Raw genomic sequence first — 19,720 nt, 5'->3', positions numbered from 1 at the left:
TCATTACTCGCTTTCGCCTGTTCGCTGCTTACCAGCGGCGCTCGAACTTGCGGCGCAGGAAGATCGCCGTCAGGTTCATGATGAGAAGGAAGACCAGCAGGACGATGATGGCACCGTTCGACCGTTCGATAAAGGCCGGGTCCGAACGCGAGGCCCAGGAATAGACCTGCACCGGCAGCGCGGTCGCGGGATCCGAAAAACCACCATCCCAGGGGGCCGACGGATAGTTGGCGACAAAGGCCACCATGCCGATCAGCAGCAGGGGTGCGGTTTCGCCAAGCGCCGAGGCGAGGCCCAGAATGGTGCCGGTCAGGATGCCCGGCATCGCGAGCGGCAGCACATGATGGAACACGGTCTGCATCTTTGAGGCGCCGATCCCAAGTGCCGCATCGCGGATCGAGGGCGGCACCGCGCGGATCGCCGAACGGGTCGCGATGATGATCGTCGGCAGGGTCTGCAGGCTGAGCACAAGGGCGCCCACAAGCGAGGCCGACATCTTCAGCGCCTCGACGCCCATCTGGCCGCCCATGACGTTGATGAAGATCGCAAGACCCAGGATCCCGTAGACGATCGAGGGCACGGCTGCGAGGTTCGCGATATTCACCTCGATCAGATCGGTCCAGCGGTTCTTCGGCGCGAATTCCTCAAGATAGATCGAGGCTGCCACACCGACCGGCACACACATGATCAGCACCAGAAACATCATATAGGCAGAGCCGAGGATCGCGACACCCAGACCGGCGGTCTCGGGACGGGTGTCCGAGCTGTCGGTATTGGTGACGAAATCCCAGTTCCAGACCGTGGCCAGCATCCCGGCCTCTTTCATCCGGTCCGCGAGATCCAGCTGCCCGAGGGTGACATTCGAGTCGCGCTCTGCACTTTCGCGGGTGACGCGGCCCTTCATATAGCCGTCGATCCGTCCCCCAAGCACGATGCTCGACTCGATGGTCTGTCCCACCAGCGCGGGATCAGAAAGCACATCGGCCCGCAGCTCCCCCGCCGCCCCTTTCGAGATCATCTCGGTGATTTCCTTTTGCGGAACATCATCGGTCTTGATCCCATTGGCGGCAAGCGCTGCCAGGAAGGCTTCGTTGATGACCTTGTTATAGGTCATCGTGGTCTGTTTCGTCAGGTCATCGCGGTTGCGATTGCCGGCAGGGTCGATCACTTCCGCGGAAAGCGTGATCGGGAATGTCGCCTTGGTCTGGAAGAAAGCCGAGGTCCCGTCGCGAAAGATGGTGAAGAGCATGAGGGCAAGGACGGCGAGGCTGAACAGGATCGCCGACAGACCAAGCACCTTGAAGATGCTCTCGGTGCGGTTCCTTGCCTTCATCCGGGCCGACTGGCCGATGATCGAGACCTTCGGCTTACCCGGGGCAGAAGCCGGGCCGCCGACCGGGCCATTTGCGGAAATGTCGCTCATTCGTATTGCTCCCGGTATTTCCGCACAATCCAGACGGCCATCACGTTCAGAAGCAGCGTGATGACGAAAAGCGTCATGCCCAGTGCGAAAGCCACAAGGGTTTCAGGGCTGTTGAAATCGGTATCCCCGGTCAGCTGACCGACGATCTTCACCGTCATTGTGGTCATGGCCTCAAAGGGGTTCAGGCTGAGTTTCGCCGCCGCACCGGCGCCCATCACCACAATCATCGTCTCACCGATGGCGCGGGAGGCCCCCATCAGGATCGCGCCTGCGATACCGGGAAGGGCTGCGGGCAGCACGACCTGGCGGATGGTTTCGGATTTGGTCGAGCCAAGGCCGAAAGCCCCGTCGCGCAAGGATTGCGGCACCGCATTGATGATGTCGTCCGACAGCGACGAGATGAAGGGGATGTTCAGAAGACCGATCACGATACCGGCGGTCATCACCGAGGCCGCCGAATTCCCTAAGCCCATCGGCGCCGAGAAGAAGTCGCGCAGAAAGGGGCCAACGGTGATCAGGGCGAAAAGACCGTATACAACCGTCGGGATGCCGGCGATCACCTCGATCATCGGCTTGACCCAGGCGCGGGTCCGGCGCGAGGCATATTCCGCCAGATAGATCGCGGCGAAAAGACCCAGCGGCACCGCGACGAGAAGCGCTATGATGGTGATATAGATCGTGCCCCAGAAGAGCGGGATAAAACCCAGATCCGAGCCGCCACCGAATTTCGGGTTCCAGGTCAGGCCGAAGAAAAAGTCCCCGATCGGATACTGGCTGAAGAAGTTGAAGCTCTCGGACAGAAGCGACCAGATGATGCCGACCGTGGTCAGGATCGCGATCAGCGAGGCCAGCATCAAGAGCCAGAGCACGACCTTCTCAACGCGGTTCCGGGCCCAGAAATCCGGAGCGGTCAGCTTCAGCGCCCAGGCCAGAGCGGCCACGGCGATCAGGAGGATCACGACGGCCCTGACGATCGAGGCCGACGCCACCGTCTCGCGATACTGCTTCGCCGCCGAAAGCACTTCGGGCGAGACCGGCGATGCGAGGGCGACACCGACCGTTCCGAAGAAAGCCCGCAAATCGCCTTCGCTTGCATTCAGCGCGTCAATATCAGTCTCCGTCAGCGCGCCCTGGTATACCGCATTGTCCAGTCCGGCCGCGATTTTACGGACATCCGACATGGCAAGCGTGCTGGCGGTCGAATCTTCCAGCACAGAGGCCGGCAGATGGCTCAGCGCGGCACTTTCAATAAAGAATGGCTGGATCAGAAGCCAGGCGATCAGCGCGAAAAACGCCGGCACAAAGGCCATGATCGCGGCATGCCAGCCATAATAGGCTGGCAGAGAATGGAGTTTCTTCGTCTCACCCCCGGCCAGCGCCAGCGCGCGCTGTCGACCGAGGATGAAACCGGCGGCAGCGAGCACCGCGAGGATCATCAAAAGAGGCAGGACCGTCATGACCACGTCCGTTCGGGTTACAGGAAGCCCTCATACGGGCAATTCCCTTCTGCGGCCGTGATGCTTCGGTTTTGTAACCCCAGTGTGACAGTTTCGCAAAAACTTGACCGGACGGAGGATATCGCCACCAGAGCCGCAGCGCCGTTTCTAAATGCGAAACCTCAGAAAAGGGGGCGCTGCCCCCCACGCGCATTCGCGCTCCCCCCGGGATATTTAAGAGACAGATGAAAAAGATGCCCCTTTTCATCTGTCTCTTAAATATCCCCGCCGGAGGCTTCCGAAAGCAGTCAGAGGGCGGATGTCAGCTTTTTGCCAGCAGCGCGTCAATTTCATCGCGCCCGGCCATGGCAGAGGCGGCCCCTGCACGGGTGACGCTGAGACCCGCTGTAGCATTGCCGAATCGCAGCGCTGTTTCGATCTCCATCCCTTCGGAAAGCGCGACCGCGAAGCCTCCGTTAAAGGCATCCCCCGCGCCGGTGGTTTCCACCACTGGCCCCGCATTTATGACCGGGATATGCAGCTGTGTCTCACGGTCACGATAGAGAACACCATTCGCCCCGAGCGTCACCACCACCGCGCCAACCCCGCGCGCCAGCAGCGCATCCGCCGCAGAAACGGCGGAGGCGATATCAGTGACCGGAATGCCGGTCAGCAGTTCGGCCTCGGATTCGTTTGGCGTCAGATATTCGCAAAGCGCCAGCAGCGCGTCATCAAGCTCTGCCGCCGGGGCCGGGTTGAGGATCGTGGTCACGCCCGCTTCGCGCGCGAGGCGCAGCCCGGTCCGCGCCGCCTCGATCGGTTGTTCGAGCTGCGTGATGAAAACGCCCGCGCCCCGTATCAGATCTGCCCGCGCCTCAAGATCCCCGGGCGTGATCCGCCCCCCGGCCCCTGCGGCCACGATGATCGCATTATTGCCGGTCGCCGCTTCGATGAAGATGAAGGCCGAGCCGGTATGGCTTGCCGCATCTTCGGTGACTTCAGGGATCACGCCGGCGTCAGACCAGACTGCCCGCGCCATTTTCGCGAAATCGTCGCGCCCGAGCCGGGTGATGATATGGGCGGCACCGCCCGGCCCGGCGGCTTTTGCCGCCGCCACCGCCTGGTTCGACCCCTTGCCGCCCGGCTCCAGCTTGAAATCCTCGCCCATCACCGTCTCGCCGATCTTCGGCTGACGTTTGGCACGGTAGACCGCATCGGCATTGAAAATGCCAAGCACCACCACAGGTTTGACTGCACTCATCATCAGCTCCGGTCTTGAAGGTCAGGCGTCTGTCAGGCGTCCATCAGGCATCGGGCGCGATCACGCCCTTGCGCAACATGAAACAGCCGTAGAACCGGCGCTCGCCGGTCACCACAACCGCATAGGCCTGTTTCGCAAGATCGTAAAAGGCGAAACGATCGATTCCCGGCAGCTGGCGGGCGCGGCCCTCGGCGCGGTCGATCTCGGCCTGGACCTCTGCCTGCACCTCGGGGCGGGCCTCAGCGTCGCCGACAACCTCCATCCGGCCCGCGAAATCCGGCACGAAATCATCCAGCGGCAGCACCGAAAGGATCGCATTCGCCGCCTCGGCCGCACTCAGATTCTCCATCAGGAGCGGCCGGCCCAGCACGGTCTCTTTCGCCACCGAATAAGCGGGGAAATTCGTGTCGACGAGGATCAGCATATCGCCATGTCCCATCGCGCGCAGTGTGCCCAGCACATCGGCATTCAGCCGGTGGTCAATTCCCTTGAGCATCCGTATTCTCCCTGAACATGCGGCGAAGATATGTCGTCGGGTCGGCGGCGTCCAGAACCCCGCTCAGCCAGAACCCCTCCCGGGAGGATAGCGATGCAGATCCGTGATGAGAGACGTGAGGACGAGGAGCGCATCTCCGCCCTGATCACCGCAGCCTTTCTGGAGGCGCCGCACAGGGATGGCAATGAGGCCTGCCTGGTCAGCGGTCTGCGCGCGGCGCAGGCACTGCTGCTGTCGCTGGTCGCGGAAGAGGACGGGCAGCTGATCGGCCATATCGCGGCCTCACCCTGCCGCATAGGGGGGCAAAGCGGCTATGCGCTGATTGCGCCCGTCTCTGTATTGCCCGCCCGTCAGGGTCAGGGCATCGGTTCCGCCCTGATGCAGGCCGCGCTGCAACGGCTGGAGGCGGCGCGGTTTCCCGGCGCGGCGCTGGTCGGCGATCCGCGCTATTATCAGCGCTTTGGCTTTGCGGCGCGCGCGGGTCTCGGCTGTGCCGGGATCCCGTCGGATTATGTCCTCTCACGCGGGCTGACCGGCGCCGCGCCGGTGGGAGAGCTGGATCTCCACCCGGTCTTTACCGGTTGAAACGCGAAAGGGCCGCGAGGTTTCCCCCGCAGCCCCTGATGTCACCTGAAACGGGATCAGCCGAAGACGCGGGTCAGGGCGACGTCGATGGCCCCGGTGATCTCGTCGATATTGTCCGGTGTCGCGATCAGCGCCGGCGCAAGGCAGAGCGTGTTGTTAAACCCCGGCAGCGAACGGTTCGTGACCCCGATGATCACACCCTGCGCACCGCATTCCGCCACAACCTGGGCCGCAAGCTTCTCGGCCACCGGTTCTTTGGTGCCGCGATCCGCCACCAGCTCGGCGCCAAGGAACAGGCCTTTGCCGCGCACATCGCCGATCACCTTATGCTTTTCCATCAGCGCCTGGAGGTTCGCGAGGCAACGATCGCCCATGGCGACCGTATTGCCGATCAGATCCTCGTCTTCGATGATCCGCATGTTTTCCAGCGCCGCTGCCGGGCCGGAGGTGCAGCCGCCAAAGGTCGAAATGTCGCGGAAATAGCTCAGCGGATCCGAGGCATCATCCTTGAACATCTCAAACACGCGCTCGGTGGTCACGGTGCAGGAGATCGCTGCATAGCCCGAGGCAAGGCCCTTCGCCATGGTCACGAAATCCGGCTTGATGCCGTAATGCTGATAGCCGAACCAGGCACCGGCGCGGCCCATACCGCAGACGACCTCGTCGATATGCAGCAAGATATTGTATTTCGTGCAGATCTCCTGCACGCGTTCCCAATAACCTTTCGGGGGCACGATAACGCCACCGCCGGCGGTCACGGGTTCCAGAACGATAGCGCCGACAGTGTCCGGGCCTTCCCGCAGGATCACTTCCTCAATGGCGTCAGCGGCGCGCTCGCCGTAATTCTCGACATCCCATTGCTTGCGGTATTCCAGACAATGCGGCACCCGCACGAAGCCATCGGGGAACGGCCCGTATTGGCTGGACCGCTCGTCCTGGCCGCCACTGGCCAGCGCCGCGATGGTGGTGCCGTGATAGTCGCGGTCACGGTAGAGGATCTTCCATTTCTTGCCGCCGTGATGACGTGCCGAGATCTGGCGCACCATCTTATAGACCTTCTCATTCGCCTCGGAGCCCGAATTCGAATAATAGACCCGGGTCAGGCCCGGCATTTTGGTGATCAGCTTTTCGGCAAACAGCGCGCCCGGGACCGTGCCCGCAGCACCGGCGAAATAGTTCATCTTGATCAGCTGGTCGCGCACCGCATTGGCGATGCTCTCGCGACCGTAGCCGACATTCACCGTCCAGACGCCGCCCGAGACCGCGTCGATGTATTCCTTGCCTTTGGCATCCCAGACCCGGATGCCCTTGCCCTCGACGATCACGCGCGGGTCAGCGGTTTCAAACGCCTTATGCTGCGCCAGATGGTGCCAGACATGGGCGCGGTCGGCTTCAACCACGCGCCCCATATCGTTCATGCCCTGAATGCCTTCCATGGCTCTGCCTTTCCCTGCGAGATCGCCTTCGCCGCGAGTATCGCGGAAATTGCGCCCCGTCATTAGGGCCAGACGCAAAATGGCCCTAAGACCAGACGCCCGATTGCCGGTGGTCGCATAAAAACTGCGAAAGATTGACGAATTTTTGGGCAGCTGGCCGGGCCGGAACAACCTTTCTTTAAGTTTCAGCAGTCTATCCATGTGCGGATCAGACGTGTTGTAAACAGGGGGCCATGGCCATGCCGGGTTCAGAGCTGCCAATTTCAGGGCTGCCAGAGGTGACAGGAGCAGATCCGGCTGTGCCAGATTCGGGTTTGCCGGTTTCGGGTGTGCCAGATGCAGGCTCTCCGGATTCGGACCCGGCAGATCCGGATCTGCGGGCGTCAGACCTGGCGGGGTCAGAGACCCGCATACAATCGGCAAAACTGGAGCTGGCGGAGCGGGCCGATCCGCTGGGCGACCCTTCAATTCTGGCGTTCCTGCGCCGCCATGAGGGCCAGCCGGTCGAGGTCGATGCCAGCCGCCTCCGCCTCCCCAATGGGCCCCTGGTCGAAACGCTTCTTGTTGCGGCCAGGTCCTGGCGCGCCAGAGGGATCGCATTTTCCATAACCGGCCTTGCCACCGGTCATGTGGAACAGCTGCGCTGGCTGGGCCTCGCGGCCGCTCTCGGCCTTGATCCCGGGGCGGAGGTGCTGCCCGTATGACCCTGCGTATCCTGGCAATTGATGATTCCCTGACCATCCGCACTTTGCTCCGGCAGGCGGTCGAGAATGCCGGCTTCGCCTGCGCCACTGCGAATGATGGCAAAGACGGTGTCGATATGTTCAGCGAGGTAGATCCCGACGTTGTGATCACCGACATCAATATGCCCCGGCTCGACGGGTTCGGCGTGATCGAGGCCATTCGCACCGGCACACATAATACCCGCGTGCCGATCCTGGTACTTTCCACCGAAAGCGGCGAGGCACTGAAAGCGCGCGCGCGCGCCGCAGGTGCCACCGGCTGGCTGGTAAAGCCTTTCGAAGATCTGCAACTGATCGCCATCTTGCGCCGTGTCACCGGTTATGCCGGCCCCGGCCATTCCGAACGGGGACAGGCCTGACCATGTCTATGCAATCCATTCGTGACACGTTTTTCGAAGAATGCGAGGATCTGCTTGAGGCGCTGGCCGAAGGTCTCGCCAGGATGGAGACCGGCGAGGCCGACAGTGAATGTCTCAATGCCGTCTTCCGCGCCGTTCATTCGATCAAAGGCGGCGCCGGTGCCTTCGCGCTCTCGGATCTGGTCGCCTTTGCCCATCGGTTCGAAACGGTCCTTGATGAAATCCGCTCGGACCGGCTCGATCTGAGCGACGAGGTCATGCATATATTGTTGCGATCTGCAGATCATCTCGCCGACCAGGTCGAGGCCGCGCGCGAGGAACGCAGCATCGATGAAGAGGTCACAGCCGCGTTCCTTGTAAATCTTGGCACCTGCCTCGGTGATGCCGGTTTCGAGGAGTCTGCCGCCGATGAAGATTTCGGCTTCAGCGCCATCACGCTGGATTTCGGCGCAAGTCCCGGCCTGCCCGCCCTCGACCTTCCGGACCAGGAATTTCCACTCCCGGATCAGTCCCTCCCCGATCCTCTGACCTCTGGCTCCGGGGTGACGGCGGCGCCCGCGCCCGCCGGTCTCCTCCCCGACAAGACCATCAGCGCTCCCCGCCACCGGATCCGCTTCATTCCCTGGCCGCAGCTTTACAGCAATGGCCATGATCCGCTGGTATTGATCACAAGCCTCGCAGCCCCGGGCGAGCTCGTGGTCAGACCGGATCTCTCCTCCTTGCCGGAACTGGCTGAGTTCGACCCGGCAAAGCCTTGTCTTGCATGGGATATTCTGGTTGCGAGCCATCTGCCCGAAGCGGCGGTCGAGGCGCATTTCGAATTCGTGCGCGGCCTGTGTGAGCTTTCTGTCGCGCCGGAAATCACGCCTGCGAGCGGAATCGAAACCCAGGATGTCGCGCTCCCCTGGCCTGCGCCTCTGACGGAACCTCTGGTGGAGCCACTGACAATCCAGTCGCGCCCCCCTGAACCAGAGCAAGTCGTCATCTCACCCCCTGCCGGCCCTCCGCCGGGTGCGGTGACCGAGACCTCCACCCTTCAACCAGAGAAAGACACGGCGAGAGACGCGACTGGCGAAGGCGCCGGCGCCCTTCTCCGCCGTCGTCTTCCGAAAAGCGAAGAAGACGCCGAAGGACGTGGTCCAAAGCCCACATTGCGTGTCGATCTGGAGCGGGTGGACCGGCTGATCAACGCGGTAGGCGAGCTGATCATCAACCAGGCGATGATCGAACAGAGCGTGACCGACCTGTCCTTACCCGCAGACACGGAAATCATCTCCCATACCGAAGATTACCGCCTTCTCGCGCGCGACCTGCAAGAGGCGGTGATGGCAATCCGTGCGCAGCCGGTGAAACCGCTCTTCCAGCGCATGTCCCGCATTGTGCGCGAAGCGGCCGAAGCAACAGGCAAGCCCGCGCATCTGGTCACCATTGGCGATGCGACCGAAGTCGACAAGACCGTGGTTGAGAGGCTGGCGGATCCGCTGACCCATATGATCCGCAACGCCGTTGATCACGGGCTGGAAAGTGCCGCGGCACGCGCGGCGGCTGGAAAGGATCCTGAAGGCACTATTCGCCTCTCTGCCGCACACCGTTCCGGCAGCGTGATCATCACCATCAGCGACGATGGCGGCGGGCTGGACCGCAACCGCATCCTCGCAAAAGCAATCTCACGCGGGCTGGTGGCAGAGGGCGCCGAACTGAGTGATGCAGAGATTGATAACCTCTTATTCCTGCCAGGTTTTTCTACGGCCGAGAAAATCTCGAATCTCTCGGGGCGGGGGGTTGGCCTTGACGTGGTGAAGAACGCTGTCGGGGCCCTTGGCGGTCGGATTGCGATCAGTTCGACCCTCGGCAGCGGCTCCGAATTTACCATTTCACTGCCCCTGACCCTTGCCGTTATGGATGGCATGGTCATTTCCGTAGCCGGCCAGACCATGGTCATTCCGATCGCATCGGTGATTGAAACCATCCGCCCGACCGCCGCCGATCTGCATCTCCTTGGAACCTCCGACCGGCTGCTTTCCATCCGTGGCCGCTTCCTGCCCATGATCGACGTCGCAGAATGCCTTGGTTTCGGCCGACGCGATCCGGCTCAGGCCTCACTTGCCCTTCTGGTGGAAACCGATGCCCAGGCCCATTGCGCGCTGATGGTGGATGCGGTCCTGGATCAACGGCAGGTGGTGATCAAGGGTCTCGATTCAAATTACGGCGCCATTCCGGGCGTCTCGGCAGCAACCGTGCTGGGCGACGGCCAGATCGCCCTGATCCTCGATACCGAAGCCCTGACATCGAACATGTCCGGGCTGATCAATGGACGCAACGGCGCAAACTATCTGCCGCCCGCGGCCGGCGCCTCAGCGGCCCCGGCCTCTCAGTCCTTCCATTCGCTGGCCGCGCGGGCCCAGGCCTTGCCCCAGCCCCAAACCGGAGGCCCCCATGCAATCCATTGATCCCGCCAGCCGCCTTGACGCCGAATTCGTCACCTTCTTCGCCGGCGCGCAGAGCTTCTCGCTCGATATCTCCCATGTCCGCGAGATCCGCCGCTGGAGCACGGTCACGCCCCTGCCCCACGCGCCGAAAGAGGTTCTTGGCGTAATGAATCTGCGCGGCTCGGTCATCCCGATCTATGATCTCTCCGCCCGGTTCGGCCTTGGCCCCACCCAGGACAATCCGCGCAATGTGGTCGTGGTCGCCACCATCGGCAATCAGACCGTCGGCCTGCTTGTCGAGGCGGTCTCGGAAATCCTCTCGGTCGCCAGAAACCAGATCCAGGAGACCCCCGATATCCGCTCTGAAAGCACGCGCGCCTCCATCACCGGCATCATCCAGATGGAGGAAGGCATGACCCGGGTGATCGATCTCGAGGCGGTCATTCAATGCAAACCGAAACAGGTAGCATGACCCGGACCGCCCGCCGCCCCCTCATCCCCTCTGAACCCGGCAACACTGATTTCAGCGATGCCGAATTTCGCCGGGTCGCCAGCTATGCACAACGCGAATTCGGCCTCGTCTTACAGGAAAACAAAAAGCAGGTTGTCCAGTCCCGGATCACCCGACTGTTGCAGGAGTTTCGGTGCACAGATATCGCCTCCTTCTGTTCAAGACTGGAATCGGGCGATTTCCAGGCCGAACGTGAGGCCTTCGTCACCGCGCTGACCACCAATGTCACCAGCTTCTTCCGTGAAGCGCATCACTTCGACATCTTCGCAGAAAACCTGCTGAAGCCCAGTCTGTCCGGTCTCAGATCAGGCCAGAGGCTTCGGGTCTGGTCGGCCGGATGTTCTGCCGGCCAGGAACCAGGTTCGGTCGCGATGCGGATACTTGATCTGCTGCCTGATGCGGCAAAACTCAATATTCGCATTCTTGCCACCGATATTGACCCGGCCATTCTCGCGAAGGCACGCGCTGCGATCTATCCCGAAGAGGAAGCGCGTAGCATCCCGCCCGCGTTTCGCAAAAGTTTCATCACCACCAGCGCCGCAGGACATTTCTCTCCGGATCCATGCGTAACCGGCCTGATCCGTTTTGCCGAGCTTAACCTGGTTGGTGACTGGCCGATGCGCGGCCCATTTGACGCGATTTTTTGCCGCAATGTGGCAATCTATTTCGACAAGCCAACCCAGGCCCGTCTGTGGAGCCCTTTTGCGGCCTTGCTGCGCCCGGGCGGGCTGCTCTTCATCGGACATTCCGAACGCGTCTCAGGACCGGCCATGAACCAGCTCGTCAGCGCAGGTATCACCACCTATCGCCGCCGCCAGGACATAAAAGGATAAGAAAATGAGTTTGAAAGAAAATCTTCGAGTTATGGTGGTTGACGACATGTCGGTCAGCCGCGCTTTGATCTCGCAATCCCTCGAAGAAATCGGCATCCGACATTTCGCCACGGAATCCGACAGCGGTGCCGTATTGGGTAAACTCGCAACCAGCCCTGTGCATCTTGTCATATCCGACATGAACATGCCGGGCCTTTCCGGTCTCGATCTGCTCGCCGCCCTGCGCGGCAATACCGCAACGCAGAAGATCGGATTCATTCTGATCACCGGCACCCCCTCGCCCGAGGTCCTCAAACGCGGCCAGGAGCTGGGCCTGAACAATCTGATCCGAAAGCCGTTCACCGCAGCCACGGTGAAAACGGCAATCGAAAGGGTGGTGGGACCGCTATGACGCAATCTGGCCCCCCCTGTCCGAAGGTGCAGGGGCAATATGATCACATTGGACTCGCTGCAATGCTGACGGCGATATCCCGTGGGCTATGCGACAGCCGTGACATGCTATTACGAGCCGAAGAGGCAATTCTCGCCACCACTGGGACCCCCCCCCCCGGCATGCAGGATATCGACCGTATCGGGCAGCGGCTCGACGATCTGCGAAGGCTCCTTGAGGATCTTTCCGCTGCCAGTGGCAATATTCCCTCACCGCTCCCGGCGCCCAAACTGGCCAGGCGCATCAAACTCGCCGAAATCCGCAGGATCCTCCCGGGCCTTGCCACAGAAATGACCAGCGCTCAGCCGGAACCGGAAGATCCGGTTCTGTTCTGAGCCCTCACAACCAAGCGGATAGAATACGCCATGACCCGCCTGCCAGGATTGCACCTCTCCAGCACAGGCCGCCGCATTTGCAGCCGGGTCAGCCCTGCCCCTGTCCTGTCCGCAGCGGGAGGCCGCGCATGAAAAAGCAGAAGGTCATGATTGCCACAGCCCGCGCCATCAGTGGTGCACGGCTGAGCCGGCGCATCGGGGATCTGCCCGGCTATGAGATCTGCGGGCAGGCACAAGACCTTTCCTCTGCCTATATACTCAGCGAGAGCAGTGAGCCAGCACTTGCACTGATCGGAAGCGAGCTCACACGCTTGCCGGAATTCGAGGGTCTTCTGTCGCTGTTTCGCGTCGCAGAAACCGCCTGGCTGGAAATTCCGGACAGCCTTTCCGGTGAAATCCGCCACAACGGCAGTGATACCACGGCCTTGCCAGGCCTGGTCCAGTGGCTGGAAAGCGCCAAAAGGCAATGCCCTGTTACGTCCTCAGTGCCCTCCCGCCCAAATGCAACTGCTGCACAAAGCGAGGCCGGCGGTACATTTTTGGCCGACCGCATCATTCTGATCGGCGCCTCAACCGGCGGGATCGATGCGCTCCTGACCATTCTGTCGACATTTCCCGCAAACTGTCCGCCCTGTGCCATCGTCCAGCATACCGGCGCGGGGTTCTCTGACAGTCTCGTACGCCTCTTTGCCCGTTGCTGCGCGGCAAAGGTTGTGCCCGCCGCGCCGGGACAGGCCCTGCTTCCCGGCACGGTGGTGATTGGCGCGGGATGCCCTGGCCATTTGATCGTAAAACACGGCACGCCCCATCTGTGCGACCTGGCTTCAGGACCGCCGGTCTCGGGCCATGCACCCTCGGTAGATGTGCTGTTTCAATCCGCGCTCAGCTTTGCGCCTTCGGTCACCGCGGCGCTGCTGACCGGCATGGGGCGTGACGGGGCGGCGGGGCTCCTTGATCTGCGCCGCGCCGGAGCCGTGACTTTCGCCCAGGACGAGGCAAGTTCCACCGTCTATGGCATGCCCCGCGCAGCGGTCGAACTCGGCGCCGCGATGGAGAGCCTGCCGCTGAACCGCATCGCCGGTCAACTGTTGAGCCATAGCCGCAAACGCCAGCCATTGCCGCTGGCGCGCTGACCCGAGGCTTGAATACCCCTGAATGCCATGAGGGCTATGACGGAGGGCCATATGCGGCATGGAGGCTTTGGCGTTCCCGTGAGCCCAGACACCGGACCAATGCCAAGGAAGCCGTGCAGAAGGTTCCTGCCCCTCATTCAGGGTCTTCAGACCGGAAAAACCCGGCCCCAAAAAGCCAGGCAGGACCCTCAGCCCGAGAGCGCCTGTGTGGGTCGTACCCACAAGCGGTGCAACATCCATCCCCGGTAGAAAACCGGCCCTCAGGCCACTGCAACTGTTTCAGTCATCCAGCCGGATGGTGATCCGCCGGTTATTGCGGCCTTTGTTGACGATTTCACCGACGGTCAGCCGCCCGACCTCGCCGATGCGTGCGACATGGGTGCCACTGCAGGGCTGCAGGTCGATCTGTGCCGCCCCTTCGCCAATACCGACCAGCCGCAACCGGCCATGGCCCTGAGGCGGCCGGACTGAAAGCGTTCGGATCAGCTCCGGCCTTGCCTCAAGTTCCTCTTCGGTGATCCAGCCCGTGGTCACTTTCAGATCGGTATCGATCAGGAGGTTCAGCTGCCCGGTCAGCCGCTGTACATCCGGCAACGGGTCGGGAATATCGAAATCCAGCCGGCTCTTCGCGGCGCCGATCTGGCCGCCTGTGACCGGACGCCCCACCACGGCCGCGAGCAGATGCAGCGCCGTATGCATCCGCATATGGCGATACCGCCGCTCCCAGTCGAGACGTTGCACCACCCTCGTTCCGACCGCCGGCAGCGCCTGCGGCAGGCCCGGCACCAGCACGACAATCCCATCGCCGGTGCGGGTGGTCGTACCGATCTGGATCCTGCCATCCTCCCAGATCAACTGGCCAGAATCGCCGGGCTGGCCGCCGCCGGTCGGGAAAAAAATGGACCGCTCAAGCACGATGCCGCCTTCGGGGGAATGGCCGGTGACCAGCGACTCATAGTGCTGAAGATAGGGCTCAGTCCTGTATAGATGCTGCATCTTACCCCTGCCCGGTGCCGCGCAGCGCCGCCCCGATTTCACCGGCATTCCCAAGCGTGATCTCGGCGCTGGTCGAGGGCATCCTGATCCCCTCCGCAATAAAACGCTGCACGATCATATGGTTGATATCACTGCGCACCGAGCCCTGGAAATTCACATCCCGCAGAATGACCCGGATCTCGAAATTCAGCCCGCCGTTAAACCCTTGCAAAACGATGGTCGGCGCCGGGTTCAGGATCACCATAGGCTGTGCCTCTGCGATCTCGCGCAGAAGCCTCTCGACCCGCCTTGTATCCTCGTTCCAGGCCACGGTCACCGGCACAATCAGCCGCCCGGCCAGACCAAATCGGGTCCAGTTGGTGACACGCTGGCTGACGAGATCGGCATTTGGCACCACGACGACATTGCGGTCGAAGGTCTGGATGCGGGTCGAGCGCACCGAGATCGTTTTCACGATACCCTGGGTGGTGCCGACCTCGATCCAGTCGCCCTCGGAAACCGGGCGCTCGATCATCAGGATGATGCCGGAAACGAAGTTCTGCACGATGTTTTGCAGGCCGAAACCGATACCGACCGAAAGTGCCGAAGCAACGATCGCGAGGCCAGAGAGGTCTATCCCGGTGGCATTAATCGCCACCAGCGCCGCAAAGAAGATGCCGACATAGCCGGTCCCCGAGACCAGCGCGTTCTGGCCGCCGCGGTCCATCCGGGTACGCGGCAGGATAGAATTGCGCAGCGCGCCCTGAAACAACCGCGTGATCAGATACCCGATGACGAAAATCACTGCGAAAAGCAGGAAATCCGAGGGCGAGACCCTGGTGTCGCCCAGCTGAAAGCCTTCGCGGAACCGGGTCCAGATCTCGCTTAAATCCGCGATCCGACTGCCCCAGATCAGCGCGAAAAGCGGGATCGACAACAGCGCGAGCGCAAATCCTGCAAGCACCGGCACAAGGCGTTCATTCTCGGCCTCGGCATCGGCGGCGGGGTAGACCACCGCCCAGATATCAGCGAGCAGCCGTTGCAGGATGATCAGCAGCGCCATCAGCCCAAGCGACATGATCGCCGGATAGACCAGCGCCGCGCCGGCCGTCACATAGCCAAGGGCCGCAAGCCCCGGGCCCGCAACTGCGATCAGTTTCAGCGCCCGTCCCAGCAACCCGATCAGTTTTTCGGCGTAGCCGTTCTGTTCGCCCTGTTCCTGGCTCAGCCGCAGGATCCGCCCCATGCGCCACAAGAGGATGCCACCGCCGGCCAGCATCGGGAAGCTCGCAACTGCCGAGACGGCATCGGGGTAATTCTGCCCGTCCATGGTCAGCCGCCGCAGCACTTCGAGCGACAGGACCACCCCCATCAGCGCGGCGAGGATACGGCCTTCCTGGCGCTGATTGCGCTGCAGCGGCAGGATCGCCTGGTCGACATCGACCCGGGGAAACACCCGCGCCGCAAGCCAGAAGGCCACAAAGACCACGCCGCCCAGCACCGGCAGCGCCTGCGCCACCTCACCGGTGATGCGGCCCATAAAACCTGTACGGATCAGCGCGGCTGACAGGGTCACCATACCGATCGACGGCACGATGATCTGCCCGAGCGAGGCCAGCAGGCCAAAGATCCGTCGCCGCGCCTCGGTCTTGCCGATGCGGAGCCGGTCGGCAAAAGCCTCGATCCAGGGCCGGGCGAAAATCGTTGTGGCGACCGTCACCGCAAGCAGCAACAGGATCAGCGGCAGCGCATTCCAGAACTGTGCTCTGGCGCGGCTGTCATGGAGTTTGGTGCTCAGCTCGCCCCAAAGCCGCAGGGCGGTGTCGGTCAGGCCACCCGCCGCTTCGGGCCAGTTGGCCGGGTTCAGCGGCGAAGGCCAGAGCTGCAAAAGCTGGTCGGTGTGACGGCTGCGGGCCTTGCCGTCGATCTCGCGGATCAGACCATCAGCGCGGCGGTAAGCCTCTTCTGCGGCAATACCCGGCGCCTGCAACAAGGAAAGCTGCTGACCAAGATCTTTGCGTTTCTGAGCGATTTCAGGTGCTTCTGTGGCATCTCCGGTCGGGGCCGGACCAAGCGCGCTGATCTGTTCGCGCACCGTGGCAATACGGGACGCATTGGTGGTCTGCGCCACGGTGAGTTTGGCGCGCCAGTCGACGATAAGGCCGCGCAACTCATCAAGACGCGCATCCGTGACGGTGTCAGAGCCCAGTTCGGCCTCGGCTGTGGTCGCAATCTCGCCCCAGGCCGCATAATCAAGCGGCTGGGCCTGATCATCGCCTTCGGCCCGGACAGGCGCCGGTGAAAGGGCAGCGACGCCAAGCCAGAGCGCCAGCAGGCAGTGCAGAAGGCAAAGTGGCAGCCTCATGCGGGCCGCCTCGCAAAAGACCAGACCGCCACCGCGCCCCCCCACTCAGAGATCCTGATAGACCGCCGGCAGCGGGCGGTTGCCGCGCGCCAGCCATTCCGGCACCGGCAAGCCCTTATCCTTGAGGAAGGCCGGGTTGAACATTTTCGACTGATAGCGGTTGCCGTAATCGCAGAGCACCGTGACAATGGTATGGCCAGGCCCCATTTCCTGCGCCATGCGGATCGCACCGGCGATATTGATCGCCGAAGATCCCCCGACGCAAAGACCTTCTTCCGTCAGGAGGTCAAAGGCCAGCGGCAGCGCCTCGGCATCCGGGATCCGCCAGGCCATATCGGGGCGGAAGCCTTCAAGATTTGCGGTTATACGGCCCTGGCCGATGCCTTCGGTGATCGAATTGCCAGGGCTCTCGAACACGCCACTGGTGTAATAGCTGTAAAGCGCCGCGCCTTCGGGATCGGCAAGACCGATTTTCACGCCTTTGGGCTGGAGCGCCATCGCAACCCCCGCCAGCGTGCCACCCGAGCCGACAGCCGCGACAAAGCCATCCACCTTGCCGCCGGTCTGTTCCCAGATCTCGGGCCCGGTCGTCTCGATATGGGCCTGGCGGTTCGCGGTATTGTCGAACTGGTTGGCCCAGATCACACCATTGGCCTCGGTTCTGGACAGCTCTTCGGCCAGGCGCCCGGAATAGCGGATATAGTTGTTCGGGTTTTTATAGGGCGCCGCCGGCACCTGGACGAGCTCAGCCCCGGCGAGGCGGATCATGTCTTTCTTTTCCTGGCTCTGCGTCTCGGGGATCACGATCACTGTGCGAAAGCCCAGTGAATTCCCGACCAGCGCAAGGCCGATCCCTGTATTCCCCGCCGTGCCTTCGACAATGGTGCCGCCGGGCTGCAAAAGCCCCTTCGCCACCGCATCGCGGATGATATACAGCGCCGCCCGGTCCTTGACCGACTGGCCCGGGTTCATGAATTCGCATTTCCCAAGGATGGTGCAGCCGGTCAGCTCAGACGCCTTCTTCAGTTTCAGAAGCGGCGTGTTGCCAATGATGCCCGCCAGATCGCTGTGAATTCGCATGGGTCTTTCCCCCGGGGTCTTTCTCCGGGCGCCATGCCCGCTTTCATGGTTCAGGTGTAAAAGCGCGGGCGCTCAAACTCAAGTCACCCGCGCGTCGGACAAAGCGTGAAGCAGGCCTGATATTCCATAATTCGCCGATCCCGGGCACCAGCCTCGCGCGGTGTCCGCTGTAGGGCCGAGGTTCTCCTTAAATTGCCACGAACTTAAGAGAAATTTTCTGCATCCCGCGGCCCGGTATGCGCCCCCAAAAGCGCAGACCTGCCGGCTCAACACAGGCCATGCCGGTCCTGAAAGTACCGCATTTTTTCCCCGGGCGGCGCAGCTGCGGACAGGCTGGCCGCGATTGCCGGCAGCGCATCAAAAAAGGCGGGCCAGCCGGCCCGCCTTAATTTCCATCGCCAGGCAATCAGCCCGCTTTCGCGACCATAAGCCCGTCTTTTTGCAGCCCCGCATAGCATTCATCCAGCGACTTGGTCGCGCGCTGGATCAGCGTGTCAATCTCGGCCGTCGTGATCACCAGCGGCGGCGAGATGATCATGCGGTCGCCGACATGGCGCATCACCAGATCATTGGCAAAGCAGCGCTCGCGCGCCCGCAGACCAACGGTGCCCTCTTCCGAGTCAAAGCGCGCGCGGGTCGCCTTGTCCGGGGTCAGCACCAGCGACCCCATCAGGCCGACAAGTTTCGTCTCGCCCACCAGCGGGTGATCGGCCAGCGCCGCCCAGCGTTCCGCGAGGTAGGGATTGGCGACCTTCTGCACATGCTCGACCACATTCTCGTCTTGCATGATGCGCAGGTTTTCCAGTGCGACAGCAGCTGCAACCGGATGGCCCGAATAGGTATAGCCATGGTTGAAATCGCCGCCCGAGCCGACGACCTCGGCCACGTCATCCGACACGATCGAACCGCCGATCGGCGCATAGCCCGATGAGAGGCCCTTGGCGACGGTCATGATGTCGGGCCTGATGTCAAAGGTCTGGCTGCCGAACCAGTTTCCGGTGCGGCCAAAGCCGGTGATCACTTCATCAACGATCAGCAGGATATTGTATTTCTTGCAGATTCGCTGAATTTCCGGCCAGTAGGTTTTCGGCGGAATGATCACGCCACCCGCGCCCTGCACCGGCTCGCCGATGAAAGCGGCAACCTTGTCGGCGCCGATCTCATTGATCTTCGCTTCCAGTTCCTGCGCGCGGGCAAGGCCGAAGGCGTCTTCGTCCTGGTCACCACCCTCACCCCACCAATAGGGCTGGTTGATATGCTCGACACCGTCGATCTTGCCGCCATGGGCATGGATCGGCTTCATGCCGCCAAGGCTGCCGCCGCCCATGGTCGAGCCGTGATAGCCATTCCAGCGCGCGATGATCACCTGCTTTTCCGGCTGGCCCTTGACCTGCCAATAGCGGCGGACAAGGCGGATATTGGTGTCATTGGCCTCGGATCCCGAGCCGGCAAAGAACACATGGTTCAGATCGCCCGGCGCCAGTTCCGCAAGCTTTGCCGCCAGCGCAATCGCCGGCACATGCGTCGTCTGGAAGAAGGTGTTGTAATAGGGCAGCTCCATCATCTGGCGCGCCGCAACCTCACCCAGTTCCTTGCGGCCATAGCCGATATTGACGCACCACAGGCCCGCCATCCCGTCCAGAATGCGGTGCCCTTCCGAATCCGTCAGCCAGCAGCCCTCGCCGCGCAGGATCACCCGCGCGCCTTTTTTCGCCAGCGCCGCCTTATCGGTGAAAGGATGGAAGTGATGCGCCGCGTCAAGCTTTTGCAGCTCGGCCGTGGGCGTGTTGTTGTTGATCATATTCATGGTGACCACCCTTTCCGTCAGGAAGAATCAGCAGGCGCCTGGCGCCCTCACATCGCAGGATAGGAACAATCCCGACCGGCATC

At 62.3% G+C, this 19,720-nt stretch carries 18 protein-coding genes; 9 read left to right on the top strand and 9 right to left on the bottom strand.

Features of this window, described 5'->3' with window-relative positions; translation table 11 throughout:
• Positions 1 to 28 precede the first annotated feature (28 nt).
• From pstA to AC4FS3_RS13605, 4 genes are all read right to left on the bottom strand, one after another.
• Positions 29 to 1,423 (bottom strand): phosphate ABC transporter permease PstA, encoded by a 1,395-nt coding sequence (gene pstA, locus AC4FS3_RS13620; protein WP_491021023.1) that lies wholly within the window; start codon positions 1,421 to 1,423, stop codon positions 29 to 31.
• A complete protein-coding gene (gene pstC / locus AC4FS3_RS13615; protein WP_491021022.1) occupies positions 1,420 to 2,880 on the bottom strand; it encodes a phosphate ABC transporter permease subunit PstC in 1,461 nt (486 codons plus the stop codon). The genes pstA and pstC overlap by 4 nt, the downstream gene beginning before the upstream one ends.
• A 301-nt stretch (positions 2,881 to 3,181) precedes the next feature.
• A complete protein-coding gene (locus AC4FS3_RS13610; RefSeq protein ID WP_491021021.1) occupies positions 3,182 to 4,120 on the bottom strand; it encodes a ribokinase in 939 nt (312 codons plus the stop codon).
• A gap of 43 nt (positions 4,121 to 4,163) precedes the next feature.
• Positions 4,164 to 4,616 (bottom strand): RbsD/FucU family protein, encoded by a 453-nt coding sequence (locus AC4FS3_RS13605; protein ID WP_491021020.1) that lies wholly within the window; start codon positions 4,614 to 4,616, stop codon positions 4,164 to 4,166.
• Between the two features lie 93 nt (positions 4,617 to 4,709).
• On the opposite strand from AC4FS3_RS13605, the gene AC4FS3_RS13600 reads away from it, so the two are divergent.
• Positions 4,710 to 5,201: a GNAT family N-acetyltransferase gene (locus AC4FS3_RS13600; RefSeq protein ID WP_491021019.1), complete on the top strand. Its 492-nt coding sequence runs from the start codon at positions 4,710 to 4,712 to the stop codon at positions 5,199 to 5,201.
• 56 nt (positions 5,202 to 5,257) lie between these two features.
• Here the strand turns inward: AC4FS3_RS13600 and tpa are convergent, their stop codons facing one another.
• On the bottom strand, positions 5,258 to 6,637 hold the full coding sequence (tpa, locus tag AC4FS3_RS13595) for a hypotaurine--pyruvate aminotransferase Tpa (RefSeq protein WP_092897282.1): 1,380 nt from the start codon (positions 6,635 to 6,637) through the stop codon (positions 5,258 to 5,260).
• Positions 6,638 to 6,936: 299 nt separating this feature from the next.
• Between tpa and AC4FS3_RS13590 the strand changes: the two genes are divergently transcribed.
• The 8 genes from AC4FS3_RS13590 to AC4FS3_RS13555 all read left to right on the top strand — a co-directional run bounded on the left by AC4FS3_RS13590 (position 6,937) and on the right by AC4FS3_RS13555 (position 13,410).
• A complete protein-coding gene (locus AC4FS3_RS13590; protein ID WP_491021018.1) occupies positions 6,937 to 7,341 on the top strand; it encodes an STAS domain-containing protein in 405 nt (134 codons plus the stop codon).
• Positions 7,338 to 7,739, top strand: a complete 402-nt coding sequence (locus tag AC4FS3_RS13585) for a response regulator (RefSeq protein ID WP_283177786.1) — start codon at positions 7,338 to 7,340, stop codon at positions 7,737 to 7,739. Before AC4FS3_RS13590 ends, AC4FS3_RS13585 begins: the two co-directional genes overlap by 4 nt.
• Before the next feature lie 2 nt (positions 7,740 to 7,741).
• On the top strand, positions 7,742 to 10,189 hold the full coding sequence (locus AC4FS3_RS13580; RefSeq protein ID WP_491021017.1) for a chemotaxis protein CheA: 2,448 nt from the start codon (positions 7,742 to 7,744) through the stop codon (positions 10,187 to 10,189).
• Positions 10,176 to 10,640, top strand: coding sequence for a chemotaxis protein CheW (locus tag AC4FS3_RS13575; RefSeq protein WP_491021016.1), 465 nt, complete (start codon positions 10,176 to 10,178; stop codon positions 10,638 to 10,640). Before AC4FS3_RS13580 ends, AC4FS3_RS13575 begins: the two co-directional genes overlap by 14 nt.
• Positions 10,637 to 11,512: a CheR family methyltransferase gene (locus tag AC4FS3_RS13570; protein ID WP_491021015.1), complete on the top strand. Its 876-nt coding sequence runs from the start codon at positions 10,637 to 10,639 to the stop codon at positions 11,510 to 11,512. Before AC4FS3_RS13575 ends, AC4FS3_RS13570 begins: the two co-directional genes overlap by 4 nt.
• A gap of 4 nt (positions 11,513 to 11,516) precedes the next feature.
• Positions 11,517 to 11,903 (top strand): response regulator, encoded by a 387-nt coding sequence (locus AC4FS3_RS13565; protein ID WP_092897272.1) that lies wholly within the window; start codon positions 11,517 to 11,519, stop codon positions 11,901 to 11,903.
• A gap of 104 nt (positions 11,904 to 12,007) precedes the next feature.
• Positions 12,008 to 12,277, top strand: a complete 270-nt coding sequence (locus AC4FS3_RS13560; RefSeq protein WP_491021014.1) for a hypothetical protein — start codon at positions 12,008 to 12,010, stop codon at positions 12,275 to 12,277.
• Between the two features lie 128 nt (positions 12,278 to 12,405).
• Entirely contained in the window at positions 12,406 to 13,410 is a 1,005-nt protein-coding gene (locus AC4FS3_RS13555; protein ID WP_491021013.1) for a CheB methylesterase domain-containing protein, read from the top strand.
• 279 nt (positions 13,411 to 13,689) lie between these two features.
• On the opposite strand, the gene AC4FS3_RS13550 is transcribed toward AC4FS3_RS13555, so the two are convergent.
• The 4 genes from AC4FS3_RS13550 to AC4FS3_RS13535 form a co-directional block, all read right to left on the bottom strand.
• Positions 13,690 to 14,406 (bottom strand): alanyl-tRNA editing protein, encoded by a 717-nt coding sequence (locus AC4FS3_RS13550; protein WP_491021012.1) that lies wholly within the window; start codon positions 14,404 to 14,406, stop codon positions 13,690 to 13,692.
• A 1-nt stretch (position 14,407) separates the two neighbouring features.
• Positions 14,408 to 16,750 (bottom strand): DUF3772 domain-containing protein, encoded by a 2,343-nt coding sequence (locus AC4FS3_RS13545; protein ID WP_491021011.1) that lies wholly within the window; start codon positions 16,748 to 16,750, stop codon positions 14,408 to 14,410.
• 45 nt (positions 16,751 to 16,795) lie between these two features.
• On the bottom strand, positions 16,796 to 17,830 hold the full coding sequence (locus AC4FS3_RS13540) for a cysteine synthase A (protein WP_283177779.1): 1,035 nt from the start codon (positions 17,828 to 17,830) through the stop codon (positions 16,796 to 16,798).
• A gap of 406 nt (positions 17,831 to 18,236) precedes the next feature.
• On the bottom strand, positions 18,237 to 19,637 hold the full coding sequence (locus AC4FS3_RS13535) for an aspartate aminotransferase family protein (protein ID WP_491021010.1): 1,401 nt from the start codon (positions 19,635 to 19,637) through the stop codon (positions 18,237 to 18,239).
• Positions 19,638 to 19,720 lie beyond the last annotated feature (83 nt).

It is taken from the genome of Pseudogemmobacter sp. TB195, assembly GCF_058313095.1.
Note: the sequence above shows the minus strand (reverse complement) of the source record. Positions and strands in the feature narration are given on the sequence as shown.